The sequence below is a fragment of the Streptomyces sp. NEAU-174 genome, assembly GCF_052665095.1.
In genome coordinates this window covers 675,152-699,585 of sequence record NZ_JBQTCE010000002.1, presented here as the reverse complement: position 1 = coordinate 699,585, position 24,434 = coordinate 675,152, and the positions used below count along the sequence as shown (strand labels likewise).

The following is a 24,434-nucleotide window of genomic DNA, read 5'->3' as shown; positions in this document are numbered from 1 at the left end:
GACCGGAGGGGAGTCGCGTGCGCGCGGAAGAAGTCGATCTGCTGATCATCGGTGCGGGCATGGCGGGGTTGACCGCCGGTGCCCGCGCGGTTCACAACGGTCTGTCCGTCACGGTCGTGGAGATCGGTGAGGACGTCGGCGGTTCCGCGCTCTTCGCGGGTTACGCATGGACCGCGCCGAGCCACGACGTCATGGACCAGCAGAATCCGTATGGAGACACCGCGCTCAAGCGCGCCCTGGTGGAGCGGTTCCCCGAGGGCGTCTCATGGATCCGTTCCCTCGGCGTGGACATCAAGGACGCACAGCGCGTTCTCAGTTTCGGCCGCGGGCACCAGTTCGACACCCATCAGTATGTCGCCACCTGTCGTCAAGCCATCCGCCGAGGCGGTGGCACGCTGCTGTTGGAGACCAGCGCCGAAAGGCTGGTGGTCGAGGACGGTGTCGTGACCGGGGCGGAGCTGCGGCTGGCCGATGGCACCCACACCCAGGTGCGTGCCGGATCCACACTCATCGCGACCGGTGGGTTCCAGGGCGATACGGAACTCCGCACCACGCATGTGCACCCCCGCGCCGGGGACATGGAGCTCCGCTCCAACCCCTTCAGCCGCGGCGGTGGCTACCGTCTGGCCACCTCGGTCGGCGCCGCCACCGGCCACGATGACGCGGGCTTCTACGGCCATCTCATCCCCAGCGGCATCCCTTTCGCCGACCCGGCGGACTTCGTCGACCTGTCGCTCTACTACAGCGAACACGCCCTCCTGTTCAACCTGGCCAACGACCGGTTCGTCGACGAGACGCTGGGGGACCACCTCACGGCCATGGCGTTGCTGGAGCAGCCCGAGGGCCGGGGCCTGCTCATCGCCGACGCCCGGGTGTTCCGTGACTGGGTCGTCGGCAGTTACGTCGAGGGCGCGGTCGCCGTGGACAAGTTCGCCCTGGCCGACAAGCGGGGCGGCCGGGTGGGACTCGCCGAAGACCTCGACGAGCTGGCCTACCTCCCGGAGGAATGGGGGTATCGGGGCGATGCCGTGCGCGACGCGGTCAAGCGGTTCAACGAACACGCCGCGGCGGGGCTGGAGCCCTCGCCCGGCCGGAAACTGGACCGCCTCCCGCTCGACGAACCGCCGTACTACGTGATCGAGGCGGTACCGGCCATCACCTTCCCCTTTCACGGTGTCCGCATCGACGACCGGGCCCGCGTACTGCGCGGGGACGGCGAACCGCTGCCCGGACTGCTCGCCGCCGGGTCGGACACCGGCGGCCTGTGGCGCCGTGCCTACGCCGGTGGCATCGCCTCGGCCCTGGTGTTCGGACTGACCGCCGCGGACACCGCCACCGCGACCGCGACCGCGTCGCACGCGACGGGCTGAGCACGCACAGAGCACGTGGCGGACGGGCACCCGGCTCGTCCGCCACCCGCTCGTCCGCCACCACAGGCGGCGTCCCGTCAGCGTGCCGTCCAGCCGCCGTCCACATACAGCTCGGAGCCGGTCACGAAGCTCGCGTCCTGGGACGCGAGGAACGCGACGGCCCCCGCCACCTCGTCCGGACTGCCGAGCCGCCCCATGGGGGTGCCCTCGACCATCGCGGTGTGACGAGGCGTGCCCCGCCACAGTTCGCGCGAGAGCGGGGTCTCGATGAAGCCGGGGTGGATCGAGTTGACCCGGACGCCGCGGGTGGCCCAGTGCAGCGCGGCGTTCTTCGTCATCAGCCGCACCGCGCCCTTCGCGGCGTGATACGAGAACTGGCTGCCGAAGCCGCCCACCGTGCCGAAGATCGACGCGATGTTGATGATCGAGCCGCCGCCGGAGCGTTCCATCGCGGGGCCACCGTGCTTCATGCCGAGCCAGACACCGCCCTGGGTCACCGCGATGACCTTGTCCCAGGACTCCTGGGTCTCCGTCTCCACGGTGCGCATCTGGGCGATCCCCGCGTTGTTGACGAGCACGGACAGGCCGCCCAGTTGGGAGACCACGCGCTCGACCGTGCCGCGCCACGCCTCCTCGTCGCTCACGTCCAGCGCGAGGCCCAGCGCCGGCGCTCCGTCGGCCGCCAGCTCCTTCGTCAGCTCCTCCGCCAGCCGCTCGCAGCGGTCGGCGTCCACGTCGGTCACCACCACCGTGGCGCCCTCGATGGCCAGCCGCCGCGAGATGGCGGTTCCTATGCCGCCGGTCGCGCCGGTGACCAGGGCGATCTGTCCGGACAGTCGGTCTCGCACGGGCTCTCCTTCGTCTTGCGTGTCAGTGGTCACGGCAGGAGTTCCAGCCCCGAGCGCAGCAGCGCGGGCACCGCGGAGCCGACCCGTTCGAACCCCGTGCCGACCGTCTGTCCCGCCGAAAAGCGGGCGTGGATGCCCTCCGCGATGACGGCGAGCTTGAAACAGCCCAGGGCCTGGTAGTACGGCAGGGCGTCGATGTCCCGTCCGGACTTCTCGGCGTATCGCTCGGCCAGCTCGCGCCCCGATCCGAAACCGGGGTTCGCCGTCGGGACATGCCGCGCCGCGAGGACCGGTTCGCAGGTCCGGTCCCAGTACATGAGCAGCATCCCGAGGTCGGCGAGGGGATCGCCGAGCGTGGCCATCTCCCAGTCGAGGACCGCGGCGATCCGCCCGAAGCCGTCGGGTGCCAGGATGACGTTGTCCAGGCGGTAGTCGCCGTGCACGATGGCCGGGGCGCCGCTCGCGGGCAGCGAACGGGCCAGTCTGCCGTGCAGTTCGTCGAGGTCGGGCAGGCTCCGCGTGGCGACCTTGTCCCACTGTCCGCGCCATCGCCGCACCTGGCGCTCCAGATAGCCGTCGGGCCGGCCGAAGTCGCCGAGCCCGACGGCTGCGGCGTCCACCGAGTGCAGCGTGACCAGGGTGTCCACCAGCGTGTCAGCGGCGCGCCGCGCGTCGTCCGGCGGGAGTACGGCGGCCTCGTCGCCGTCGCGCAGCACCGTGCCGTCCACGAAGTCGACCACGCAGAACGGCGCCCCGATCACCTCCGGGTCCGTGCACGACAGCACGGCCCGGGCGACCGGCACCGCGGTGTCGGCGAGCGCGGCGACGACGCGGTATTCGCGGTCCATGTCGTGCGCCGTCGGTGTCAGCACCCCCAGCGGCGGTCGGCGCAGCACCCACCGATGTGTCCCATCGGTCACCGTGTAGGTGAGATTGGAGCGCCCGCCCTCCAGAAGCGTGACCTCGAGCGGGCCCGCGCACTCGGGTACGTGGCGTGCGAAGTAGCGCTCCAGCGCGGCCACGTCGACACCGGCCGGAGTCGTCCCGGGGAGAGTCACCGAGCCGCCCTCCGCTCCCGCGCCGCCCGCACCGCGCGCTTGGCGATGGCCCAGCGATGGGTCTCGGAAGGGCCGTCGTAGATACGGAACGGACGCACCTCGCGGTACAGCCGCGACAGCGGGGCGTCCCCCGAGATGCCGAGCGCACCGCATATCTGGACGGCCCGGTCGACCACCCGGTGCACCGCCTCGGAGACGTAGGTCTTGGCGATGGAGGTGTGCTGGGCGGCCGGACGGCCCTGGTCCAGCTCCCAGCAGGCCCGCCACAGCACCGCCCGGCCGGTCTCGATGTCGATCTCGGAGTCGGCCAGCATCTGCTGCACCATGCCCAGTTCGGCCAGCGGCTTGCCGAAGGCCGAACGGTCCGCCGCGCGCTCCAGGGCGATGTCCTGCGCCCGCCGGGCCACTCCGAGCCAGCGCATGCAGTGGGTCATCCGCGCGGGCCCCAGGCGTACCTGGGCATACCCGAAGCCCTGGTCCACCTCGCCCAGCACGGCCTCGTCCCCGACCTCGCAGCCTTCGAAGGCGACTTCGCTGTGGCCGCCGAAGAGGCCCCGGTCCAGGGTGTCGATATTCCGGACGATCTTCATGCCGGGGTTGTCGGCGGCGACGAGGAACATCGTCGCGCCGCCCGGGTCGCCGGGGCCGCCGCTGGTGCGGGCCATGCAGATGGCGAAGGCCGCCCCGTCGGCGCCGCTGATGAACCACTTGCGGCCGTCGATCCGCCAGCCGCCGTCGATCCTCGTCGCGGTCGTCGCGAGGGCGCGCGGGTCGGAGCCGGCGCCCGGCGCCGGCTCGGTCATCGCGAAGCACGAGCGGGTCTCACCGGCCGCCAGCGGGCGCAGATACCGCTCCTTCTGCTCCTTCGTGGCCACCACCTCGAGCAGGTGTGTGTTGCCCTCGTCGGGCGCCGCGCAGTTGAGCGCGAGCGGGCCCAGCAGCGAGTACCCGGCCGCTTCGAACACCACTGCCTGTCCGCGCAGGTCCAGTCCGAGTCCGCCCCATTCGGCGTCGACGTGCGGAGCGAACACCCCCGCCTCGCGGGCCGCGTCCTGAAGTCGGCGGCGCAGCGGCTCCGGCCCGGCATGGACATCGCCGTCACACACCCGCTCCTCGGGTATCACCACGTCCCGTACGAACTCGGTGGTGCGCCGCGCGATCTCCGCGACTCTTTCCTCGATCTCGAACCCGATGGGCACGTTGCACTCCCGAGCTTGGCTACTGCCTGCCTGTAGGTCTGCGGCGCGGACGTCGCACGCGGTGCGCCCGCCCCTTATGAGTAAACCGAATCCAATTCAGATCATCAACCGATCGGGCGTGTGTTGCCGCGCTGGCCGTCCCGCGTGGCGCTTCGCCACCGCCTGATCCGCAGGTCGGGCGCCTTATGTGCAGAGCTCTGTGGGTCCGCGCGCCCGATCGTGCCCACGGCGTCCGCCGCGCTCCCCGAGAAAACTCCTGTTCGATGGCTAGCTGTACTGAGTTCAGTTCTGTAGCGTCCCCGGCGTCGGCAGGGCACCGGACCCTGCCGTCGGGAAGGGAGCCGGAACATGAGCACCACACAACAGCCAGCACCTCCGGGGGAGGAGTCGGCGTCGTACGATCCACGGACGGTGCGCCGCGCGATGCTCGCCGGGAGCATAGGCACCCTGATCGAGTACTACGACTTCAGCGTCTACGGCTATCTCGCCGTGGCGATCGCTCCGCAGTTCTTCCCGGGAAACGATCCCACCGCCTCGATGCTGGCGGCGCTCGCGGTGTTCGCCACCGGCCTGGTAGTGCGGCCGATCGGCGGTGTCTTCTTCGGATGGATCGGCGACCGATGGGGGCGGCGCAAGGCGCTGGTCTCCTCGGTGCTGTGCATGGGGGTGGCCAGCAGCGTCACGGGGCTGCTGCCCACCTACGGTCAGATCGGGGTGGTCGCCGCGGTGCTCCTGTTCATCACCAGGCTGGTGCAGGGCATCTCCTCGGGCGGCGAGTCGGTCGGCGCCTACACCTATATCTACGAGTCGGCGCCACCTCGACGCAGGGCCTTCCTCGGCGCCGTCACACCCATCGGGTCCAACCTCGGGTTCATGTTCGCGGCCGCGACGGCCGGAGCGATTTCCGCCTTCACCACCAAGGACCAGATGGCCGAGTGGGGCTGGCGGCTGCCGTTCTTGATGGCCGTGCCGCTCACCTTGATCTGTCTGTGGGCCCGGCTGCGGATCGAGGACACCCCGGAATTCAAGGAGGCCGCACAGCGCGCCGATATCCCCGCGGCTCCGATCCGGGAGGTCCTGTCCACCCACCGTGTGCCGCTGTTGCAGTCCGTCGGTCTGGCCATGGCCCAGGGCGGCGCCATCTTCCTCGGGCTGACGTACATCGGCATCTACATGACCACCAACCTCGGTTTCGACACCACGCAGGTGTACTGGCTGAGCTCGGGCGTCGTGCTCGTCACCGTGTTGCTCATGGTCCCGGCCGGCTGGCTCTCCGCCCGGTTCGGCTGCCGCCGCGTCCTGATGGGCGGCTTGCTGGCCTTTCTGGTGACCGCCTACCCCGCGATGATGCTCATGGGCCGGCACAGCCTGGCCCTGGCCGGGGCGGCGTATGTCCTGCTGATGCTGGGCAGTGCGTTCGTGCAGGTCCCGGCGGCCAGCTTGTGGCCGCATCTGTTCGAGCGCCGGGTCCGCTACACCGGCATGGCGATCGGGTACAACATCGGCACCGTCCTCGCGGGCGGTACGGCTCCGTACATCGCGACCTTCCTCGTGGACAAGACCGGGAACCTGCTCTCCCCGGCGTTCTTCGTCATGCTGGTCTGCCTGATCGGGATCGGTTCCCTGCTCACCGTGCGCAAGGACGTGTAGCGGCGGCCGCGGTGGCCGCCGGCCACCGTGCCGTGTCAGTCCGCCGTCGTGTCGGAGTGGCCGCCGAGGCCGATGGTCTGGCCACCGTCGATGAGGAACTCCCCGCCCGTGGTGTAGGAGGCGTCGTCGCTCGCGAGGAAGAGCACCATGCGGGTGACCTCCTCGGGCTCACCGATGCGTGCCACGGGCTGATGGGCGAAGAGATCGGGTGAGGCAGTCTCACCCATGGGCGTACGGATGACCCCGGGGTGGACGGAGTTGATACGCACCCCGCTGCCCGCCATGTCCAGTGCGGCGGCCTTGGTCATCCCGCGCACCCCCCACTTGCTCGCCACATAGCCGATGCCATTGGCGAAACCCGTCATCCCGGCCGCCGAGGAGACGTTGACGACGGCCCCGTGGCCGCGCTCGCGCATACCGGGGAGGACGGTGTGCATGCCGAGGAAGGCGCCCACCAGATTGACGTCGACGATCCGGCGGAAGTGCTCGGGCGACTGCTCCTCCACCCCGCCGTAAGTCATGATCCCCGCGTTGTTGACCAGGACGTCCACGGGTCCGAGGGTGTCCTCGACCGTGCGGACGACGGACCGCCACTCGGCTTCGTCGGTGACGTCGAGGTGGCAGTACCGCGCATGGGCGAGTTCCCCGGCCAGGGTCTCCCCCTCGTCGTCCAGCAGGTCGCAGACGGCGACCCGGGCGCCCTCCGCGACCAGCTCCCGTACATGCGTGGCGCCCATGCCCCGGGCGCCGCCGGTGACGATCGCCACCTTTCCGTCGAAGCGCATGCTGAACTTCCCTTCCGCATCCATGAGCCCGGCATCCATGAGCCGGAGCCATCGGTTCCCCGCGAATGTGATCAGTTGGGGACGAGCACGGTCCGGCCCCGAGCCGCGCCCCGGCGAAGCCGGTCGAGCGCCTCCGGGGCCGCGGACAGCGGGAGGCATTCCGTCTCGACGCGGAGCGCTCCCGAACGTGCCAGCGTGACCACACCGGCCAATTCGTGCCGCGTCCCCCAGAAGGGCAGCGAGAGCCGGAAGCCGGCCGGGAGGACACCCGGCTTGGCCACCGTCAGGCTGCCGCCGCCGCTTCCGACGACGGCGAGTTCGCCACCGGGGCGCAGCACGCCGACCGCGAGTTCCAGTGTCTGCGCGGTGCCGACGAAGTCGAGTACGGCGTCCGCTCCCACGTCACCGCTGCGCGCATGCAGCGCGCGGGCGGTGTCCGGCCGCATCAGGGTGGAGAAGTGCGCGCCGGAGCGGTCCGCGAGGGCCAGGGCGTCCTCCCGGACGTCGACCGCAAGCACCCGGCTCTCGGTGGTGGCGCGGAGGATCTGGACGGCCAGGTGGCCGAGCCCGCCGACACCGATGACGACGGCGGTGGTGCCCTCGCCGAGTGCGGGCCGCAGCCCGGACACGGCGTGGTAGGAGGTCAGGCCCGCGTCGGAGAGCGGGGCGGCCTGGTCGGCCGGCAGATCGCCGATCGGCACCAGCTGGCGGGCGGACGGGACGAGCAGATACTCGGCCATTCCGCCGTCCCGGCCCAGTCCCGCCCCGTGCCAGGCGAGGGTGTCACGCCGGTCGCAGTAGTTGCCGGAGCCCGCGGCGCAGCGTGCGCAGGAGCCGCAGCCCCAGGGCCCGTAGACCACCACGCGGTCACCTTCCGCCACCCCGTCGGCGTCCGGCCCCAGGGCCGTGACCTGCCCGGCGATCTCATGGCCGAGGGTGAACGGCAGCCGGTAGGGGAGCGCTCCCGGAGGAGCGTCGATGACGTGCAGATCGGAGCGGCACAGCCCGGCGGCTTCGACCCGCACCAGCACCTCGGCGCCGTGCGGGACGGGCCGCTCGACCTCAACCGATGCCGGAGCCTCGCCCCAGGCCGTCAGCCGCAGTGCCTTCATCTTCACCGTCCCGGGTCTTGTCAGCGCCGCGGCTGCCACGGTAACAGAGGTGAAGTCGGTTCAATAGATGGTGTGGGCAAGTGACGGGAGTCGATGTGACACGCGAGGATGTCCGCGCCGGGAGGTTCGCCGGCCGGGTCGCGATGGTGACGGGAGCCGCTTCCGGCATCGGCGCGGCGGTCGCCCGGCAGCTGGCCGCCGAAGGGGCGGGGGCCGTCGTCCTGGCGGATGTGAACGGTGAGGGTGCCGCGGCGGTCGCCGAGGAGCTGCCCGGCGCCGGGTCGATCGCGCTCGACGTGACGGACGCGGCGGCCGTCGACGGCGCCTTCCAGGAGGTGCTGCGCCGGTACGGGCGGCTCGACGTCCTGGTGCACGCGGCGGGGGTGGACGATCCGGAGGCGAAGCGGCGCATCGCGGACGCGGCAGTCGAAGGGCGGCCGGTCGAGCTGACCGACTCCCTCGACGACGCCTCCTGGCGGCGGGTCCTGGGCGTGAACCTGGACGGAACCTTCCGTGTGCTGCGCGCCGCGGTGCGGGTCATGCGGCCCGCCGGGGCCGGGGCGATCGCGGTGATCGGGTCGTCGTCGGCCTTCGACGCCCCCGTCGGCTACCCCCATTACGCGGCCTCCAAGGCGGGTGTGCACGCGCTGGCCCAGGCCGTGGCCAAGGAGGTCATCGCGTCCGGGATCCGCGTGAACGTGGTGGCGCCGGGGCCGACCGAGACGGGGATGGCGGCCCGCACCCCCGAGGCGCTGCGGGCCGGTTTCGCCGACCCGCGGGTGCGCCCGTACGCGACGCCCGAGGAGATATCCGAGATCGCCCTCTTCCTGGTGAGCGATGCCGCGGCGAACCTGGTCGGCGCGGTGCTGCTCGCCAACGGCGGCCGGTTCACCGCCTGAGCGGGTGTACGGGGCGGGCGCGGCGCGGGTGCCGCCCGCGGTGCGGGTCTTGCCCACCCGGGGTTCGATGCCTACGGTCTTGAATTGAGTTCAATTCTTGCACCGTCCGGCCCGTCGTACGAGCACGATGGAGATCCCATGCACCGTCGCCACCCCGAGGTCGCCCCCCAGCTGCTGTCCGAAACGGAGGAACAACGACAACTCCGAACCGTCCTGCGGGACTTCTACGCCGAGACGAGTGGCGTCGAGGATCTGCGCACACATCTGGCCACCCCGCGTGGATACGACGAAGCGCTCTGGGCGCGGCTCGCGCGCGAGATCGGGGTCCATGGGCTGGCCGTTCCGGAGGAGTACGGCGGGTCGGGGTTCACCTTCGCCGAGCTGGCCGTGGCCCTGGAGGAGTCCGGGCGCGCCCTGTACTGCGGGCCGCTGCTGCCCACGGTGGTCCTGGCCGCGCACGCCCTGCTGCTCAGCGGCGACCGTACGGCATGCGAGCGCTATCTGCCCCGGATCGCCGACGGCACGCTCACCGCCACCGTGGCCGGGTTCGACGACGGCGTGCCCGGCGTCGCCGCGGAGCGGGGGAGTGGCGGCTGGGTGCTGCGCGGGCGGACCGACTTCGTACTCGACGGGGCCGGTGCGGAGCTGATCGTGGTGCGGGCCGGAACGCCCGCCGGGCCCCGGCTCTTCGCCTGTGAGCCCGCCCCTGACAGCTGCCGGCGGACTCCGCGCCGCGTCCTGGACGAGACCCGGCGCCAGGCGCTGGTGGAGTTCCGGGGCGCCCCGGCCACCGCCGTAGGCGAGGCTGGCGGCACCGAGGGCACGGCTGGCGGTACGGAGGGCACGGCTGGCGGCACCGAGGGTGCCGCGGACGGCGCCGAGGGTGCGGTGTCGGCCACGTTGGACGCCGGACGGGCCGCGCTCGCCGCCGAGCAGGTCGGCGGCAGCGGCCACGCGCTGGACGCCACGGTCGCGTTCGTGGCGCAGCGCCACCAGTTCGGCCGTCCCATCGGCTCCTTTCAGGCCATCAAGCACCGGCTGGCCGATGTGCTGGTGGCGCTGGAGGCGGCGCGTTCGGCGTCCGCGTACGCGACCGCCTGCGTGGCCGTCGCCTCCTCGCAGCTGCCGGTGGCCGCCTGTGCCGCCGCCGTGGTCTGCTCCGAGACCTTCCGCCTGGCGACGGCCGAGTATGTCCAGCTGCACGGCGGTATCGGCTTCACCTGGGAGCACCCGGCCCATCTGTATGTGCGCCGGGCGCGCGGCGCCGAGGTGCTGTTCGGCACCGCGGACCAGCACCGGGCCCGGCTCGCCGGGCTCGTCGGCCCCGCCGCCCGCACCGCCGGCCGCACCGCCACCCACCCCGCCGCCTGAACCGCGATAGGTATGTCTCGATCAAGGGCTTGACACCGTGCGGCATTGGAATCAGAGTTGTAGTGAATTCAGTTCAGTTTCAGAGGGGTGAGGGATGACAACGGAAGACGAGATCCAGTTCGAGCGCGACGGCCACGTCGCCCGGGTGTGGCTCAACCGTCCGTGGAAGAAGAACTGCGTCACGGTGCCGATCCTGGACCGGCTCGACGAGATCATCACCGAGGTGGACGAGGACCCCGAGCTGCGGGTCCTGGTGGTGCGCGGCCGTGGCGGCACCTTCTGCTCGGGCTTCGACCTGGACAGCCTGAAGGCCGAGTACGTCGGCAAGTCGAACGCGATCGACGTCGCGGTGAAGTCCGCGAAGGTGTGCGACCGGCTGTACTCGATGAAGACCCCCTCGGTCGCGGTCCTGGAGGGCCACGTCACCGCCGGTGGCTTCGAGATCATGATCTCCTGCGACTTCGCCATCTCCGCCGACGACGCGAAGATCGGCGACTTCCACATCCGCCGTGCGCTGTTCGGCGGGGCCGGTCCGATCTACCGGGTGCCGCGCATGATCGGTATCCGTAAGACCAAGGAGCTGATGCTCACCGGCAAGCTGCTCTCCGGGGTCGAGGCCGCGGAGTTCGGGCTGATCAACAAGTCGGCCCCGGCCGACGAGCTGGACGCGACGGTGGAGGAGTTCATCAGCCACCTCGCCGACAAGAGCCCCTTCACGATGTGGCTCACCAAGATGACGATCGACCGCAGCCTGGACGCCGACACCCAGTCGCTGATGGTGATGGAGCACCTCGCCGTGGGCGTGGCGCTCAACTCCGAGGACGCGAACGAGGGCGTCTCGGCGTTCCTGGAGAAGCGCGAACCCAAGTGGCAGGGGCGCTGATCCGGATGACCACGGATCCGCGGAGCGCCGCCGCCGGCGGGCTCCAGGGCGCACGCTGCTCCGGCTGCTCGGTGACGGTGTATCCCGCGGACGACACGTGCCCGCGCTGCGGAGGGCCGGCCGCTCCGGCGGTCCTCCAGGGCACGGGCACGCTGTGGACCTGGACGGTGCAGCGGTACGCGCCCAAGTCGCCGCCCTACCAGGCCCCGCCCGGAGGCTTCACGCCGTTCGCCCTCGGCTATGTCGAGTTGGCGGATGACGTGCGGGTGGCCGCCGTCCTGGACGTCGACGACCTCGACGACATCCGCATCGGCATGGCTCTCTCCGTGACCGCCGGCCCCGGGGTGCCCCGGGCCAGGCCCACGACCCCGAGCGAGGAGGGCTCTTGAGCACCGATGTGCTGATCTGCGGCGCGGGGCGCACCCCGTTCGGCCGGTCCGAGGCGACCGGCCGGCAGCTGGCCGTCGCCGCCGTGAACGCCGCGCTGGCGGACGCCGGGATCCCGTGGTCGCGGGTCGGGGCCGCGTTCGGCGGCAGCGACAGCGCGGGCCTCGCGGACACCCTGGTGGCCCAACTCGGCCTGACCGGGCTGCCGTTCGTCAACGTCAAGAACGGCTGTGCCACCGGCGGCAGTGCGCTGGTCTCCGCCGTGAACGCGATCCGCTCCGGCATGGCCGACGTCGTCCTCGCGGTCGGCTTCGACAAACATCCGCGCGGCGCCTTCGATCCGCGGCCCGAGGACTGGGGCCTGGGAGCGGAGTACGGCAGCGACGGGCTCATGGTGACCACCCAGTTCTTCGGCATGAAGATCCAGCGCTATATGCACGACCACGGCATCACCCCGCGGACCCTCGCCCTGGTGGCCGAGAAGGCGTACCGCAACGGCACTCTGACCCCCGAGGCATGGCGCCGAAAGCCGCTGTCCGCCCAGGAGGTCCTGGAGTCCGGCATGGTCAGCGACCCGCTGACCCGCTATATGTTCTGCTCCCCGGGAGCGGGCGCGGCGGCGCTGGTCCTCTGCTCGCCCGAGGCCGCCCGCGCGCTGGACGGCACGCCGGTCACCCTGCGCTCGGCGGTCGTACGCACCCGGCGCTTCGGCTCGTTCGAGGTGTTCAGCCCGTGGATCCCCGGGGGCGAACTGGCCAGCGTCAGCCGTGACGCCTCGGCCGCCGCCTTCGAGGAGGCGGGAGTCGGCCCCGGCGACGTGGACGTCTGCCAGTTGCAGGACACCGAGAGCGGTGCCGAGGTGATGCACATGGCCGAGTGCGGGTTCTGCGCGGACGGCGAGCAGGAGGGGCTGGTCGCCTCGGGCGCCACCGGGATCGGCGGAACGCTGCCGGTCAACACCGACGGCGGCTGCATCGCCAACGGCGAACCCATCGGCGCCTCGGGGCTGCGCCAGGTCTACGAAGTCGTCCAGCAGCTGCGCGGACGGGCGGGCGAACGCCAGGTCCCGGACGAGCCCAGGATCGGCTTCACCCATGTGTACGGCGCCCCCGGCGTGAGCGCCTGCACGGTCCTGTCCCGCTGAACCATCCGCTGAAAGGAGGTGGCAGCGAAGATGAGCGGCATCCCGGAACCTGATGAGTTCCGCGCCGCGGCCCGGCGGTGGCTCACCGGAGTCGCCCGGCCCCGCGCCGCCGACGGGGAGTGGGGCAGCGGCTCCGACTCCGTCGCCGTGTTCGACAACTGGACCGAGGAGCAGGAGCGCGAGCACACCGCGCGCGTCCAGGAGTGGGAACGCACCCGCTACGACCACGGCTGGTCCGCGTTCAACTGGCCGCGGGAGTACGGCGGGCGGGAGCTGCCCGCCTACTACGAGCAGCTCTACCGCGCCGAGGAGGCGGCCTTCGACCTACCCCACCGCCCCGAGATCTTCCCCGTGACACAGGCACTCGTCGCCCCCGCGATCGGCCTGTGGGGCACCGAGGAGCAGAAGAGCCGCTGGCTCGTGCCCCTGCTGCGCACCGACGAACTGGCCTGCCAGCTGTTCTCGGAGACCGAGGCGGGCTCCGACCTCGCCGCGGTGCGCACCAAGGCGGTGCGCGAGGGCGAGGACTGGGTGCTGACCGGGCACAAGGTGTGGACCTCCGGCGCCCGCGTCGCCACGTGGGGCGTGGCGGTGTGCCGCACCGACGGGGACGTCCGCAAGCACGCCGGCATCACCGTCTTCCTGGTGCGCATGGACGCGCCGGGCGTCACCGTACGGCCCATCCGGCAGATGACCGGTGGCACCAGCTTCAACGAGGTCTACCTCGACGGTGTGCGGGTGCCGGACACCGACCGGCTCGGGCCGGTCGGCGAGGGCTGGCGGGTCACGCTCAGCGTGCTGGCCGCCGAACGGCTCGACTCCGGCGGCCTCGGCCTGGACAACGCCGACCGGGCGCTGGACCTGGCCGCGAACCTGCCGCGCCCGCACACCGGCGCCGAGCGGCAGCGCGCCGCCGACCTCCACATCCGCACCCTCGTCCAGCGGCTCATGGGGCTGCGGGTGACCGCCGCCCTCGTCGCGGGGCGCGAGCCCGGCGCGGAGGCGTCGGTCGGCAAGCTGTACGCCACCGAGACCATGCGGCGCACCAGCGACCTGGTGTCCGAGCTGCTCGGGCCGAGCCTGGTGGCGGATACGGGGGAGTGGGGCACCTACGCCTGGACCGAACACCTGCTGGGCGCGCCCGGCTACAGCATCGCGGGCGGCACCGACGAGATCCAGCGCACCATCCTCGCCGAACGCGTCCTCGGCCTGCCCAAGGAGCCCGTCCGATGAACATGGCCACGCAAGGAACGGAGCTGGCCGCACGGGTCCGCGACCGGCTCGCCCGCCACCACCCGGGCGCGGCCATAGGCGAGCTGCGGGTGCTGCCGGGCGGCCACTCCGGGCTGACGTACGAGGTCGCGGCGGGGGACTCCCGGTACGTCGTCAAGGCCGTGCCACCGGGCCAGCGGCCTGTCGGACGCAACGACGTGCTGCGCCAGGCACGGGTGCTGGGCGCGCTGGCCGGGTCCGCGGTGCCGGTACCGGGCGTGGTGGCCGTAGACGAGACCCAACCCGCCTGGTTCGCCATGGAGTTCGCGGACGGGGAGGCCGTCGAGCCGGTGCTGGACGACCACGAGGTGCCGCCCGCGACGGCCCGCGCCCGGATGCTGGAGATCGCGTCCGTCCTGCGGCGGCTGCACGGCACCGATGCGCACACCCCCGGGCTCGACCCGCCCGCACCGCTCGACCCCTCCGGCGAGCTGGACCGATGGAGCCGCACCCTGCGTGCCGTTCCCCCCGAACTGCGGCCCGGCGGGGAGGAGTTGCTGGTACGTCTCGCCGATGGCGTGCCAAGCGGCCTCCCGCCGGTGCTGCTGCACGGGGACTTCCGGCTCGGCAATGTGCTGTGCGCGGGCGAGCGGGCGGTGGCCGTCGTGGACTGGGAGATCTGGAGCGTCGGCGACCCCCGTATCGACCTGGGCTGGTTCCTGCTCTTCGCCGACCACCGCAACTTCCCCCAGCTGGGACACGCCGTGCCCGGCCTGCCCGGCGAGGCGGAACTGCTGGACACCTACGGCGACGCCGGGCCCGCGCTGCCCGCGATGGACTGGTTCCGGGCGCTCGGCCGCATGAAGATGGCGGCGATCATGGGCCACAACCTGCGCCGCCACCGCGAGGGCAAACACCACGACCCGGATCAGGAACGCCTGCCGCCCACCATCGCCGCGATGATCCGCACCGCCCGCGACATCCTCGGCTGACCCGGCAGCGGTCCGTACCCCACCGAACAGGAGCACTCGTGGATTTCGGATACTCGCCACGGGCGAGTGAACTCCAAGACCGCATGCGGTCGTTCATGGACGAGTACGTCTTCCCCGCGGAAGCCACGTACGACCGGCAACTGGCCGAAGGGGACGATCCGCACGCCCTGCCGCCGGTGATGGCCGAGCTGAAGGCCAAGGCCCGCGCCGAGGGTCTGTGGAACCTCTTCATGGCGCACGGCGACTGGGGCGCGGGGCTCAGCAACCTGGAATACGCGCCGCTCGCCGGGCTGGCGGGCGAATCCATCATCGGTCCCGAGGTGTTCAACTGCTCGGCGCCCGACACCGGCAACATGGAGCTGCTCGCGCTGTACGGCACCCCCGAGCAGCAGGAGCGCTGGCTGCGGCCCCTGCTCGACGCGGAGATCCGGTCGTGCTTCGCCATGACCGAGCCGGAGGTCGCCAGCTCCGACGCCCGCAACATCCGCACCCGTATCACCCGCGACGGCGACACGTATGTGGTCAACGGCCGCAAGTGGTACACCTCCGGGATCCTCGACCCCGACTGCAAGCTGATCATCCTGATGGGCAAGACCGACCCGGAGGCGCCCACCTACCGGCAGCAGTCCATGCTGCTCGTCCCCAGGGACACCCCGGGCGTCAAGATCCTGCGCGACCTGCCGATGTTCGGCTACACCGACCGGCTCGGACACGGCGATGTGCTTTTCGAGGACGTCCGCGTACCGGTGGAGAACGTCCTCGGCGGCGAGGGCGAGGGCTTCGCGCTCGCCCAGGGACGGCTGGGCCCCGGCCGGATGCACTACGCGATGCGCGCCGTGGGCTTCGCCGAGCGCGCCCTGCGGCTGATGTGCGAGCGCGTCACCGAACGCACCGCCTTCGGCGGGCCGCTCGCCGACCAGGGAGTGGTCCGGGAGTGGATCGCCCGCAGCCGCATCGAGATCGAGCAGGTGCGGCTCCTCGTCCTCAAATCGGCCTGGCTGATGGACACTGTCGGCAACGCCGCCGCCCGTATGGAGGTGGCCGCCATCAAGGTCGCGGCGCTGGAGGTCGCGCACAAGGTGGTCGACCGGGCGGTGCAGGCGCACGGCGCGGCGGGGGTCAGTGACGACACCGTACTGGCCCGGCTGTACGCCATCACCCGGGCGCTGCGCATCGCCGACGGCCCCGACGAAGTCCATCTGCGGACGGTGGCCCGCCAGGAGCTCGCGCCGTACAAGAAGAAGACCGATGCGAAGGCAGGGGCAGCGTGAGCGCCAACGGCCTCGACGGCAAGGTGGCCGTCATCACCGGCGGATCCCGCGGCATCGGCCTCGGCATCGCCACCGCCTACCGGGCGGCCGGTGCCCATGTGGTGATCGCGGCCCGTAAACCGGCCGGACTCGCCGAGGCGCGCGAGGAGTTGCTGCGCGTCAAGGGCGACGGCGATGTGCACACGGTGGTGGCGAACGCCGGTGAACCGGAGCAGGCCGAGCGGTGCGTCGAGGAGACCATGGCCCGCTTCAGCCGCCTCGACATCCTCGTCAACAACGCGGCGACCAACCCGTACCACGGCGATCTGCTCGACCTGGACCTGCCGCGCGCGGAGAAGACCGCCCGGGTCAACCAGTACGGCATGATCGCCTGGACCCGCTGTGCCTGGCGGGCCTGGATGGCCGAACACGGGGGAGCGGTGGTCAACATCGCCTCCGTCGGCGGGCTCGTCGTCGATCCGCACATCGGCTACTACAACGCCACCAAGGCGGCCATGCTGCACATGACCCGGCAGCTCGCGTACGAACTCGGGCCGCGCGCCCGCGTCAACGCCATCGCCCCCGGTCTGATCAAGACGGAGCTGGCACGGGCGGTGTGGGAGGTCCGGGAGCCGATCCTCACCGCGAAGCTGCCACTGCGGCGCCTGGGCACGGTCGAGGACGTGGCACACGCGGCGCTGTTCCTGGCCACCGACGCCTCCTCCTGGATGACCGGCCAGACCCTGGTGCTCGACGGTGGCGCGACCGCCCTGCCGATCGGAGTGGAAGGATGAGCGCGCCGCTCGCCGCCGCGGAGCTGTTCTCGCTCCGGGGCAGGACGGCGGTGGTCACCGGCGCGTCCGCGGGGCTCGGCGCACGCTTCGCCGCCGTCCTCGCAGAGGCCGGGGCCACCGTGTTCGCCGCCGCCCGGCGCGTCGAGAAGCTGAACGAACTCGCCGACTCCGACACCCGTATCCACCCCGTCGCCTGCGATGTCTCGCTCGCCGCCGACCGCGCGCGGCTGACCGGGACGGCGCTGGGCGCCACCGGCCGCATCGACGTCCTGGTCAACAACGCGGCCACGTCCGGGGAGACCCGCGCCGAGGACGAATCCCCGGACGCCTTCGCCGATGTGCTCGGCGTCAACCTCACCGCCCCCTTCCACCTGGCGCGCCTGGTGGCCGAGGCACCCGCCGTGGACGGCGACCCGCCCCGCAGCGTCATCAACGTCTCCTCCATCCTCGGCCTGGTCACCGCCGCCCCGCTGGGCGGTGCGAGCTACGCGGCGTCCAAGGCCGGGCTGATCGGGCTGACCCGGGAGCTGGCCGGGCAGTGGGGCGCGAGCGGAACCCGCGTCAACGCGCTCGCCCCGGGCTGGTTCCGTACCGAGATGACCGCGGACCTCTTCGGCGACGAGCGCTCCAGCCGCTGGGTCGAGCGCAACACCCTGCTGCGGCGCGGCGGCGGGGCCCATGAACTGGACGGCGCGCTGCTGTTCCTCGCCTCGGACGCCTCCTCGTACTGCACCGGCCAGGTCCTGACCGTCGACGGCGGATGGACCGCGCGATGAGCGTCGGCATCGAGATCGACGACGGCCTGGCCCGTGTCACCCTGCGCCGGGGCGCGGCGGGCAACGCCATCGGGCTGGACATGGCACACGGACTGCTGGACGCGGCGCGGGCCTGCGCCACCGAGTCCGTCCGGGCCGTGCTGCTGACCGGTGAGGGGAAGTCCTTCTGCGTCGGCGGTGACCTCGGGGAGTTCTCCCGGCTCTCCGGAGAGCCACTGGAGCGGCACCTCATCGCGGTGACCGGCGCGCTCCACGAAGCGCTGCGCACGTTCGCGGCGGGCGACGCGCCCGTGGTGGCCGCCGTCCAGGGAGCCGTGGCCGGTGCGGGGATCGGCCTGGCCGCGTCCGCCGATGTGACCCTTGCCGCCGACGACGCCTCCTTCACCACCGCGTACACCCGGATCGGCTACTCACCGGACGCCGGGGTGAGCTGGTTCCTGCCCCGGCTCGTCGGCTCCAAGCGGGCCCTGGACCTACTGCTGACCAACCGCCGTATCGCGGCGGTGGAAGCCGAGGACATCGGACTGGTGAGCCGGGTCGTCGCCGCCGACCGGCTGGCCGCCGAGGCGCTGCGCACGGCCGACGCTCTGCGCGACGGGCCCACCGCCGCCTTCGGCGCCACCCGCCGTCTCGTGGCCACCGGGCTGACCGCCGACCTCGGTACGCATCTGGACCGCGAGGCCCGTGCGATCGCCGCCGCGGCCGCCTCCGCCACCGGCCGTGAGGGTGTCGCCGCCTTCCTGGGCAAACGGACACCCGACTTCACCTCCGCCGCCCCCAGCACCTGACTCCGTCCCGAAACCCTTGGAGCCCCACCGTGTCGGAAGCATTCATCGTCGGAGCCGTCCGCACCCCCGTCGGCCGCCGCAAGGGCGCGCTCAGCGGCGTCCACCCCGCCGATCTCGGCGCTCATGCGCTGCGCGCCCTGCTGGAGCGCACCGGGGCCGACCCGGGCGCCGTCGACGACGTGTACTTCGGCTGCGTCAGCCAGATCGGCGCGCAGACCGGCAACGTCGCCCGTACCGCATGGCTGTCGGCCGGGCTGCCCCAGCACGTCCCCGGCACCACCATCGACCGCCAGTGCGGCTCGTCCCAGCAGGCCGTGCACTTCGCCGCCCAGGCGGTCGGCTCCGGGACCGCCGATCTGGTGGTCGCCGGCGGGGTGGAGGTGATGAGCCTGGTGCCCATCGCCAGCCCCATGTACGTCGGAGAACAGGCCGGTATGGGCAGCCCGTACGCGGGGGACGGCTGGCGCGAGCGCTTCGGGGACCAGGAGGTCTCCCAGTTCCGGGGGGCCGAGCTGATCGCCGAGAAGTGGGCCGTCTCCCGCTCGGAGATGGAGGAGTTCGCGCTCACCAGCCACCAGCGGGCCCTCGCCGCCCAGGCCGACGGCGCCTTCGACGACGAGATCACCCCGGCCTTCGGGCTCGCCGCCGACGAGGGGCCGCGCGCCGACACCACGCTGGAGAAGATGGCCGGGCTGAAGAGCCTCACCGAGGACGGCCGGCTGACCGCCGCCGTCTCCAGCCAGATCTCGGACGGCGCCGCCGGCCTGCTGATCGCCTCCGAGGAGGCGGTGCGCCGCCACGGCCTGACCCCGCTCGCGCGCGTGCACACCATGGCCGTCGTCGGCTCCGATCCGATCCACATGCTGACCGGTCCGATTCCCGCCACCGAGAAGGTCCTGGACAGGGCCGGGCTGGCGATCGGCGACATCGATCTGGTGGAGATCAACGAGGCGTTCGCCTCCGTCGTCCTCGCCTGGCAGAAGGAGATCGGCGCCGACCCGGAGCGGGTCAACGCCTTCGGCGGCGCCATCGCGCTCGGACATCCGCTCGGCGCCACCGGCGCCCGGCTCATGACCACGCTCGTCCACCAACTGCGCAGGACCGGCGGACGCTACGGGCTCCAGACGATGTGCGAGGGCGGCGGCATGGCGAACGCGACGGTATTGGAGCGCCTTTGAGCACGGCCCATTCACGTCGATTGGCAACTGAGTTCAGCTTGGGGCTACTCTCGGGTACGGACAAGGTGGACTGCGGCCAGGAGACGAGGCATGGCGACGAGAATCGTTGAACCCGAAGCGGGACCGAGGTCCAAGCGTGCCGCCATCCTGGCCGCCGCCGTCGACTGCTTCGGCGAGACGGGGTTCGAGGCCACCAAGTGGTCCACCGTGGCCGAGCGGGTCGGCATCGGGCAGACGGCGCTCTACCACTACTTCGAGTCCAAGACGCACTGCCTGCTCACCATCATGCGGCTGGAGCTCCAGCGCTCCCACGACAAGTTCACGGAGGCGACCGAGGGCGTCGAGGACCCGACCGAGGCGCTCCGGGCGGCCGTCCGCGCGGCCTACGACGTCTCGGACCACGAGGTCCTCCAGATGCGGATCCTGCACAACCACATGGACCTGCTCTCCGGCACGCGCAAGTCCAAGCGGGAGGAGGCCGAGCGGGTCGAGGCCCGCAAGCTGGTCCAGCTCGTCGAGCGGAACTGGACGAACCTGCTGGTGAAGGGCATGTCCATGGGTGCGTTCCCGCTCCGGGACGCGCAGCTGCTCGGCTCGGGGGTGCTCGGCCTGATCGTCAGCGTCTGGCGGTGGTACCGGCCCTCGGGGCCGACACCGCTGTCGGAGGTCAGTGAACTGATCGAGGGCGCCTGCGTGCGTATGGTCGCCACCTGACCCCCTGAGCGGCCCCCTGCCGTTCCGGCCCCCGGCGGATATCCGCCGGGGGCCGTTTCGCGTCCGTACGGGCTCTTGTCAGCCGCGTTTCCCCCGGATTACGATCCAGATCACTGAATTGAACTGAACTCAGGTTGATCTGGGAGCCCCGGTCTCATGGCATTGCGCACGTACATGGCCAGTATGGACAGCCCGCATCCGGAACGGACGCTGGACCTGCTCGAACCCGACTTCCGCTTTCTCATCGCCCTGCCGGGCAGTGAGATCACCGGCGAGTCCAAGGAGGACTTCGCCGCGTACATCGCCGGCCGGAATCCCAAGGAACGGTCGCATGAGATCCTGCGCCACAGCCGGGACGGCGACCTCGAGACCGTGTACGGGGTGGTGACGGAGGGCGGGCGGTACACCGGCTCCTTCCTCTCGGCCGCGGTGATCTCGCCCGGCGGGCTCATCGCGCGCTACCAGTCCTTCTTCACGACCTCGTTCGAACTGGTCGACTGGGCCCCGCGGGGCGACGGGAGTCCGGCATGACGGACGCCCCGGCCGCGGCCCCCTTCCTCACCGCGTGGTTCGAGATCCTCGACGGCGACGAGCCGTCCCGTATCCTCGACCTGATCAGCGACGACTTCTCGCTGTCCATCCTGTTCTCCACCGGCGACGGCAACGCCACCGACTTCGCCGGGGACCGCGCCGCCCTGGTGGGCTATCTCGAACAGCGTGAGAAGGGCACCCGCACCCACCATCTGCTGTCGGCGACCACGCTCGGCCAGGACGAGCTCTTCCTGGGCGAGGTGCGCCGCGCGGGTGTCCCCGAGGCCACCTTCGTCGCCGCCGGGCGGGTGAACGACGAAGGCCGGCTTCAGCGCCTGCTGATCGGGCGCTCATCCGAGATCCGCTTCACCTGACCTCGACCCCATGGAGAGCACTGTCATGTACAACCTGGTCCTGCTGGCGGCCCGGCCCCCGGAGTGGACGCATGAACAATTCATCACGTGGTGGCGCGGCGACCACGCGGAGCTGACCTACCGGCTGCCCGGGCTGCGCGCCTGGCGCCACACCGAGATCGACGCCGCTCTGGAGCCGCGTTCCGAAGGCTGGGACGGGATCTCCGTACTCAGCTTCGACTCCCCCGAGGACCTGAAGAAGGCCCTCGCGAGCCCCGAGTGGGCCGATGCCGTCGCCCAGGTCGGCGACATGAAGGGCCGCCGGATCGCGGTCATGGGACACGAGGCGGAGATGTTCACCGCCTGAGCGTTCCGGGCCGCCCGGCTCGGTCCGGCGGCAGGTCAGACACCAGAGCGTTTCGGCACAACGGAGTTCGGCACAGCGCAGCGAGGGGCAGGATGCGACAGGTAGTGCGGGAGTTCCAGCAGAAGGCGGACGAAGCCGACTTCATCGCCGTGATCGACGACACCGGCAGCCATACGGCCCGGCAACTGCTCGAGGAGGCCGGACGGCTGGCCGGAGCGCTGTCCGCCGACGCGGCCGACGGATCGGTCGGCACGGTCCTGGTCCAGGCGGACAACTCATGGCGCACCGTCGCCGCCACCCTCGCCGTGGGCCTGCGGGGCGGGGTGCTCGCGGTGGTCAATCGGCACACCACACCCGCCGAGTTCGCCGCCGCATGGGAGGACATCCGTCCGGACGCCGTCGTCGCCGAGCCCTCGGCGATGGACGAGTGGACGGTGCACACCCGGCTGCCGGGCCCGGCGCGGACCGTGCTGGACGGCTGGGCGTGCCGGTCCGTACCCGGCGGACACGAGGTGTCGCGCTGGTCGGGCGGCGCCCTCATCGGTCTGACCTCCGGGTCGACCGGGCGGCCCAAGGGCGTCATACAGTCCGAGCGGGCCCTGCGCTACGCCGCCACGAGCACCATCGACGCCAACGGGCTGGCACCGGGCGACGCCATCGCCGCGATCGTGCCGCTGTCGTCCACCGCGGCGTACTGCTTCGGGGTCTACCTCTCCCTCCTGCTGCGCGGGCCGCTCGTCCTCACGGGCAAGTGGGACCGGGCGGTCGCGCTGCGGCGGATGGCCGACGCGGGCGTCCGCTGGACCATGTGCGTACCGACCATGGCGTTGCAGATGGGCGCCGAAGCGGCCGGCTCCGGCATCCTCCGGGGCGTCCGGTCGATCACCGTCGGCGGCGGGCCCATGGACCGCGGGGCGCTGGCCCGGGCCGAACGGTCCCTGGGCACGAAGATCCTCCGCGTCTTCGGCATGTCCGAGTGCCTGGGCCACACCACGCCGAGCCCCGACGACCCCGAGGAGATCCGGCTCGGAAGGGACGGCCGTCCCTTCCCGGGTACGGACGTGCGCGCGCTCACCCCCGACGGTCAGGTGGCCGGACCGGGGGTGACCGGCCGGGCGCAGGTCCGCGGCCCCTCCCTCTACCTCGGATACGCCCGCGAGGGCAGAACCGATCCACCCGCGCTCACGGCGGACGGCTATCTGCCCACCGGCGATCTGCTGATGGTCCACGAGGACGGCACCATCACCATCATGGGCCGCGAGAAGGACATCATCATCCGGGGCGGCCGCAACATCGACATCACCGAGATAGAGCGCGCGGTCGCCAGCCATCCGCGCGTGGCCAGGGCCTGTGTCACACCGGTCCCCGACGATGTCCTCGGTGAACGCGTGGCGCTGCTCGTCGTCGCCGAGGACGGTGGCGGCTTCGAACTGGCCGAGGTGACCGGCCATCTGGAGAGCGTCGGTCTGTCCAAGACCAAGTGGCCCGAGTACGTCTACGACGTCGAGGAGCTGCCCCAGACGAAGGTCGGCAAGCTCGACCGGGGCGGGGCCCGGGACCTGGCCGTCAGGCTGCACACCCGCGAAGGAGGATCATGACAGCGCGGTTCGACCAGGCTCCATGGGCGACGGCCGGAATCCAGACCGTGGGGCCCGGGGTGCACCGCGTGCCGCTGCCGCTGCCCAACGACGGTCTGCACGCCGTGAATGTCTACCTCCTGGAGGATCTGGACGACGACGGCGGCATCGTCATGATCGACGGGGGCTGGGCGATTCCCGAGGCGCGCAAGACGCTCGAGGAGGCCGTGGCCGCCCTCGACCGCGACCTCGGCGACATCAGCCACATCCTGGTCACCCACATCCACCGCGACCACTACACCCAGGCGGTGGAGCTGCGCCGGCTGCTCGGCTCGCGCGTCTACCTCGGCGCGGAGGAGCGCCCGGGCCTGGAGATGCTCCACCGGCTGCGCAGCGACCAGCCCGTGGGCTCGCTGCGGACCCTGCGGGCGGCGGGCGCCGGGGAACTCGCCGACCGCATCGAGGCGATGGACCACGGTGGCTACGACCCGAGTGTCTGGGAGGCCCCCGACCACTGGCTCGGCGCGGAGACGCTGCGCTTCGGCGAGCGCGAACTGCGGGTCGTGCCCACTCCCGGGCACACCAAGGGCCATGTGGTCTTCCTGGACGAACAGCGGGGGCTGCTGTTCTCCGGGGACCACGTCCTGCCGCACATCACCCCGTCCATCGGCTTCGAACTCGCCGAGCCGGGCGGCCACCCGCTCGCCGACTACCTGGACTCGCTGCGGCTGATGACCCGCTACGCCGACGCCCGACTGCTGCCCGCGCACGGACCGGTCGCCGACTCCGCCCACACCCGGGTCGCCGAACTGCTCGCCCACCACGACGACCGGCTGGCCCGGAGCCTGACGGCGCTGGGCGAGGACGCGCTCGACGCCCACGCGGTGGCGCGGAAGCTCGCATGGACGCGCCGGGCCGTGCCGTTCGGGGAGCTGAGCGCCTTCAACCAGATGCTCGCGGTCCATGAGACGGCCGCGCATCTGGATGTCCTGGTGCTGCGGGGCCGGGTGACGGCGGTCCGCGCCGACGGGGTGGATCGGTACACGCGCGTGCGCTGACGACACCGTACGTAAGTCCATCGAATAGATCCGATGACCATGGGGGTGGTGAGCGGCTCATCCCGGGCAGTTTGGCCCTCTCTCTCGACAGTCGGACCGGAATTGCGTATCAATTCATCCGATCACTGAACTGTCGAG

The 24,434-nt window shown here is 71.6% G+C and carries 25 protein-coding genes; 20 read left to right on the top strand and 5 right to left on the bottom strand.

Going from position 1 to position 24,434, the window contains the following annotated elements; genetic code table 11:
- Positions 1 to 17 precede the first annotated feature (17 nt).
- Positions 18 to 1,370, top strand: a complete 1,353-nt coding sequence (locus ACT2CW_RS07905) for an FAD-dependent oxidoreductase (protein WP_445516031.1) — start codon at positions 18 to 20, stop codon at positions 1,368 to 1,370.
- Between the two features lie 77 nt (positions 1,371 to 1,447).
- On the opposite strand, the gene ACT2CW_RS07900 is transcribed toward ACT2CW_RS07905, so the two are convergent.
- The 3 genes from ACT2CW_RS07900 to ACT2CW_RS07890 are packed head-to-tail and all read right to left on the bottom strand — an operon-like array spanning position 1,448 to position 4,475.
- Complete coding sequence (locus ACT2CW_RS07900) at positions 1,448 to 2,218, bottom strand: SDR family NAD(P)-dependent oxidoreductase (RefSeq protein WP_432046869.1); 771 nt, start codon at positions 2,216 to 2,218, stop codon at positions 1,448 to 1,450.
- Between the two features lie 29 nt (positions 2,219 to 2,247).
- Positions 2,248 to 3,276: a phosphotransferase family protein gene (locus ACT2CW_RS07895; RefSeq protein WP_445516030.1), complete on the bottom strand. Its 1,029-nt coding sequence runs from the start codon at positions 3,274 to 3,276 to the stop codon at positions 2,248 to 2,250.
- Positions 3,273 to 4,475: an acyl-CoA dehydrogenase family protein gene (locus ACT2CW_RS07890; protein WP_445516029.1), complete on the bottom strand. Its 1,203-nt coding sequence runs from the start codon at positions 4,473 to 4,475 to the stop codon at positions 3,273 to 3,275. Before ACT2CW_RS07890 ends, ACT2CW_RS07895 begins: the two co-directional genes overlap by 4 nt.
- 348 nt (positions 4,476 to 4,823) lie before the next feature.
- Here ACT2CW_RS07890 and ACT2CW_RS07885 point away from each other — a divergent pair, with 348 nt between their 5' ends.
- Positions 4,824 to 6,125, top strand: a complete 1,302-nt coding sequence (locus ACT2CW_RS07885) for an MFS transporter (protein WP_164431441.1) — start codon at positions 4,824 to 4,826, stop codon at positions 6,123 to 6,125.
- A 35-nt stretch (positions 6,126 to 6,160) separates the two neighbouring features.
- Here ACT2CW_RS07885 and ACT2CW_RS07880 read toward each other — a convergent pair whose 3' ends face one another.
- Together ACT2CW_RS07880 and ACT2CW_RS07875 are read right to left on the bottom strand one after the other, a co-directional pair.
- On the bottom strand, positions 6,161 to 6,910 hold the full coding sequence (locus ACT2CW_RS07880; protein WP_445516028.1) for an SDR family oxidoreductase: 750 nt from the start codon (positions 6,908 to 6,910) through the stop codon (positions 6,161 to 6,163).
- A gap of 71 nt (positions 6,911 to 6,981) precedes the next feature.
- Complete coding sequence (locus tag ACT2CW_RS07875; RefSeq protein WP_445516229.1) at positions 6,982 to 8,022, bottom strand: NAD(P)-dependent alcohol dehydrogenase; 1,041 nt, start codon at positions 8,020 to 8,022, stop codon at positions 6,982 to 6,984.
- A 95-nt stretch (positions 8,023 to 8,117) separates the two neighbouring features.
- Between ACT2CW_RS07875 and ACT2CW_RS07870 the strand changes: the two genes are divergently transcribed.
- The 18 genes from ACT2CW_RS07870 to ACT2CW_RS07785 all read left to right on the top strand — a co-directional run bounded on the left by ACT2CW_RS07870 (position 8,118) and on the right by ACT2CW_RS07785 (position 24,296).
- On the top strand, positions 8,118 to 8,921 hold the full coding sequence (locus tag ACT2CW_RS07870) for an SDR family NAD(P)-dependent oxidoreductase (RefSeq protein ID WP_445516027.1): 804 nt from the start codon (positions 8,118 to 8,120) through the stop codon (positions 8,919 to 8,921).
- Positions 8,922 to 9,059: 138 nt separating this feature from the next.
- Positions 9,060 to 10,292, top strand: a complete 1,233-nt coding sequence (locus tag ACT2CW_RS07865; protein ID WP_445516026.1) for an acyl-CoA dehydrogenase family protein — start codon at positions 9,060 to 9,062, stop codon at positions 10,290 to 10,292.
- A 94-nt stretch (positions 10,293 to 10,386) separates the two neighbouring features.
- Entirely contained in the window at positions 10,387 to 11,175 is a 789-nt protein-coding gene (locus ACT2CW_RS07860) for an enoyl-CoA hydratase/isomerase family protein (RefSeq protein ID WP_164431434.1), read from the top strand.
- A gap of 5 nt (positions 11,176 to 11,180) precedes the next feature.
- Positions 11,181 to 11,564, top strand: a complete 384-nt coding sequence (locus ACT2CW_RS07855) for a Zn-ribbon domain-containing OB-fold protein (RefSeq protein WP_445516025.1) — start codon at positions 11,181 to 11,183, stop codon at positions 11,562 to 11,564.
- Positions 11,561 to 12,706, top strand: a complete 1,146-nt coding sequence (locus ACT2CW_RS07850) for a thiolase family protein (RefSeq protein WP_445516024.1) — start codon at positions 11,561 to 11,563, stop codon at positions 12,704 to 12,706. Before ACT2CW_RS07855 ends, ACT2CW_RS07850 begins: the two co-directional genes overlap by 4 nt.
- Before the next feature lie 30 nt (positions 12,707 to 12,736).
- The gene (locus ACT2CW_RS07845; RefSeq protein ID WP_445516023.1) at positions 12,737 to 13,939 is read left to right on the top strand and encodes an acyl-CoA dehydrogenase family protein; all 1,203 of its coding nucleotides are present in this window, start codon (positions 12,737 to 12,739) and stop codon (positions 13,937 to 13,939) included.
- Complete coding sequence (locus ACT2CW_RS07840; protein WP_445516022.1) at positions 13,936 to 14,910, top strand: phosphotransferase family protein; 975 nt, start codon at positions 13,936 to 13,938, stop codon at positions 14,908 to 14,910. The genes ACT2CW_RS07845 and ACT2CW_RS07840 overlap by 4 nt, the downstream gene beginning before the upstream one ends.
- 38 nt (positions 14,911 to 14,948) lie before the next feature.
- On the top strand, positions 14,949 to 16,181 hold the full coding sequence (locus ACT2CW_RS07835) for an acyl-CoA dehydrogenase family protein (protein WP_445516021.1): 1,233 nt from the start codon (positions 14,949 to 14,951) through the stop codon (positions 16,179 to 16,181).
- Complete coding sequence (locus ACT2CW_RS07830) at positions 16,178 to 16,954, top strand: SDR family oxidoreductase (protein WP_445516020.1); 777 nt, start codon at positions 16,178 to 16,180, stop codon at positions 16,952 to 16,954. Before ACT2CW_RS07835 ends, ACT2CW_RS07830 begins: the two co-directional genes overlap by 4 nt.
- The gene (locus tag ACT2CW_RS07825) at positions 16,951 to 17,730 is read left to right on the top strand and encodes an SDR family NAD(P)-dependent oxidoreductase (protein WP_182469476.1); all 780 of its coding nucleotides are present in this window, start codon (positions 16,951 to 16,953) and stop codon (positions 17,728 to 17,730) included. The genes ACT2CW_RS07830 and ACT2CW_RS07825 overlap by 4 nt, the downstream gene beginning before the upstream one ends.
- Positions 17,727 to 18,518 (top strand): enoyl-CoA hydratase/isomerase family protein, encoded by a 792-nt coding sequence (locus tag ACT2CW_RS07820; protein ID WP_445516019.1) that lies wholly within the window; start codon positions 17,727 to 17,729, stop codon positions 18,516 to 18,518. Before ACT2CW_RS07825 ends, ACT2CW_RS07820 begins: the two co-directional genes overlap by 4 nt.
- A gap of 29 nt (positions 18,519 to 18,547) precedes the next feature.
- Complete coding sequence (locus ACT2CW_RS07815; RefSeq protein WP_445516018.1) at positions 18,548 to 19,696, top strand: acetyl-CoA C-acetyltransferase; 1,149 nt, start codon at positions 18,548 to 18,550, stop codon at positions 19,694 to 19,696.
- A 90-nt stretch (positions 19,697 to 19,786) separates the two neighbouring features.
- Entirely contained in the window at positions 19,787 to 20,410 is a 624-nt protein-coding gene (locus tag ACT2CW_RS07810) for a TetR/AcrR family transcriptional regulator (protein WP_037953725.1), read from the top strand.
- Positions 20,411 to 20,566: 156 nt separating this feature from the next.
- The gene (locus ACT2CW_RS07805; protein ID WP_164431422.1) at positions 20,567 to 20,941 is read left to right on the top strand and encodes a nuclear transport factor 2 family protein; all 375 of its coding nucleotides are present in this window, start codon (positions 20,567 to 20,569) and stop codon (positions 20,939 to 20,941) included.
- Positions 20,938 to 21,315 carry a hypothetical protein gene (locus tag ACT2CW_RS07800; protein ID WP_164431420.1) on the top strand — a complete coding sequence of 126 codons (378 nt, stop codon included), beginning with the start codon at positions 20,938 to 20,940 and terminating at the stop codon, positions 21,313 to 21,315. Before ACT2CW_RS07805 ends, ACT2CW_RS07800 begins: the two co-directional genes overlap by 4 nt.
- Positions 21,316 to 21,340: 25 nt before the next feature.
- Positions 21,341 to 21,661: an EthD domain-containing protein gene (locus ACT2CW_RS07795; RefSeq protein WP_445516228.1), complete on the top strand. Its 321-nt coding sequence runs from the start codon at positions 21,341 to 21,343 to the stop codon at positions 21,659 to 21,661.
- Positions 21,662 to 21,753: 92 nt separating this feature from the next.
- Complete coding sequence (locus ACT2CW_RS07790; RefSeq protein ID WP_445516017.1) at positions 21,754 to 23,259, top strand: class I adenylate-forming enzyme family protein; 1,506 nt, start codon at positions 21,754 to 21,756, stop codon at positions 23,257 to 23,259.
- Positions 23,256 to 24,296: an MBL fold metallo-hydrolase gene (locus ACT2CW_RS07785; RefSeq protein ID WP_445516016.1), complete on the top strand. Its 1,041-nt coding sequence runs from the start codon at positions 23,256 to 23,258 to the stop codon at positions 24,294 to 24,296. The genes ACT2CW_RS07790 and ACT2CW_RS07785 overlap by 4 nt, the downstream gene beginning before the upstream one ends.
- The last annotated feature ends 138 nt before the right edge of the window (positions 24,297 to 24,434 follow it).

What these genes read in the sequence shown, in the direction of transcription:
- ACT2CW_RS07885 (WP_164431441.1), top strand. Translation starts at nt 4,824, where the DNA reads ATGAGCACCACACAACAGCCAGCACCTCCGGGGGAGGAGTCGGCGTCG.
- ACT2CW_RS07880 (WP_445516028.1), bottom strand. Translation starts at nt 6,910, where the DNA reads ATGCGCTTCGACGGAAAGGTGGCGATCGTCACCGGCGGCGCCCGGGGC.
- ACT2CW_RS07875 (WP_445516229.1), bottom strand. Translation starts at nt 8,022, where the DNA reads ATGAAGGCACTGCGGCTGACGGCCTGGGGCGAGGCTCCGGCATCGGTT.
- ACT2CW_RS07865 (WP_445516026.1), top strand. Translation starts at nt 9,060, where the DNA reads ATGCACCGTCGCCACCCCGAGGTCGCCCCCCAGCTGCTGTCCGAAACG.
- ACT2CW_RS07860 (WP_164431434.1), top strand. Translation starts at nt 10,387, where the DNA reads ATGACAACGGAAGACGAGATCCAGTTCGAGCGCGACGGCCACGTCGCC.
- ACT2CW_RS07855 (WP_445516025.1), top strand. Translation starts at nt 11,181, where the DNA reads ATGACCACGGATCCGCGGAGCGCCGCCGCCGGCGGGCTCCAGGGCGCA.
- ACT2CW_RS07845 (WP_445516023.1), top strand. Translation starts at nt 12,737, where the DNA reads ATGAGCGGCATCCCGGAACCTGATGAGTTCCGCGCCGCGGCCCGGCGG.
- ACT2CW_RS07840 (WP_445516022.1), top strand. Translation starts at nt 13,936, where the DNA reads ATGAACATGGCCACGCAAGGAACGGAGCTGGCCGCACGGGTCCGCGAC.
- ACT2CW_RS07825 (WP_182469476.1), top strand. Translation starts at nt 16,951, where the DNA reads ATGAGCGCGCCGCTCGCCGCCGCGGAGCTGTTCTCGCTCCGGGGCAGG.
- ACT2CW_RS07820 (WP_445516019.1), top strand. Translation starts at nt 17,727, where the DNA reads ATGAGCGTCGGCATCGAGATCGACGACGGCCTGGCCCGTGTCACCCTG.
- ACT2CW_RS07810 (WP_037953725.1), top strand. Translation starts at nt 19,787, where the DNA reads ATGGCGACGAGAATCGTTGAACCCGAAGCGGGACCGAGGTCCAAGCGT.
- ACT2CW_RS07805 (WP_164431422.1), top strand. Translation starts at nt 20,567, where the DNA reads ATGGCATTGCGCACGTACATGGCCAGTATGGACAGCCCGCATCCGGAA.
- ACT2CW_RS07800 (WP_164431420.1), top strand. Translation starts at nt 20,938, where the DNA reads ATGACGGACGCCCCGGCCGCGGCCCCCTTCCTCACCGCGTGGTTCGAG.
- ACT2CW_RS07795 (WP_445516228.1), top strand. Translation starts at nt 21,341, where the DNA reads ATGTACAACCTGGTCCTGCTGGCGGCCCGGCCCCCGGAGTGGACGCAT.
- ACT2CW_RS07790 (WP_445516017.1), top strand. Translation starts at nt 21,754, where the DNA reads ATGCGACAGGTAGTGCGGGAGTTCCAGCAGAAGGCGGACGAAGCCGAC.
- ACT2CW_RS07785 (WP_445516016.1), top strand. Translation starts at nt 23,256, where the DNA reads ATGACAGCGCGGTTCGACCAGGCTCCATGGGCGACGGCCGGAATCCAG.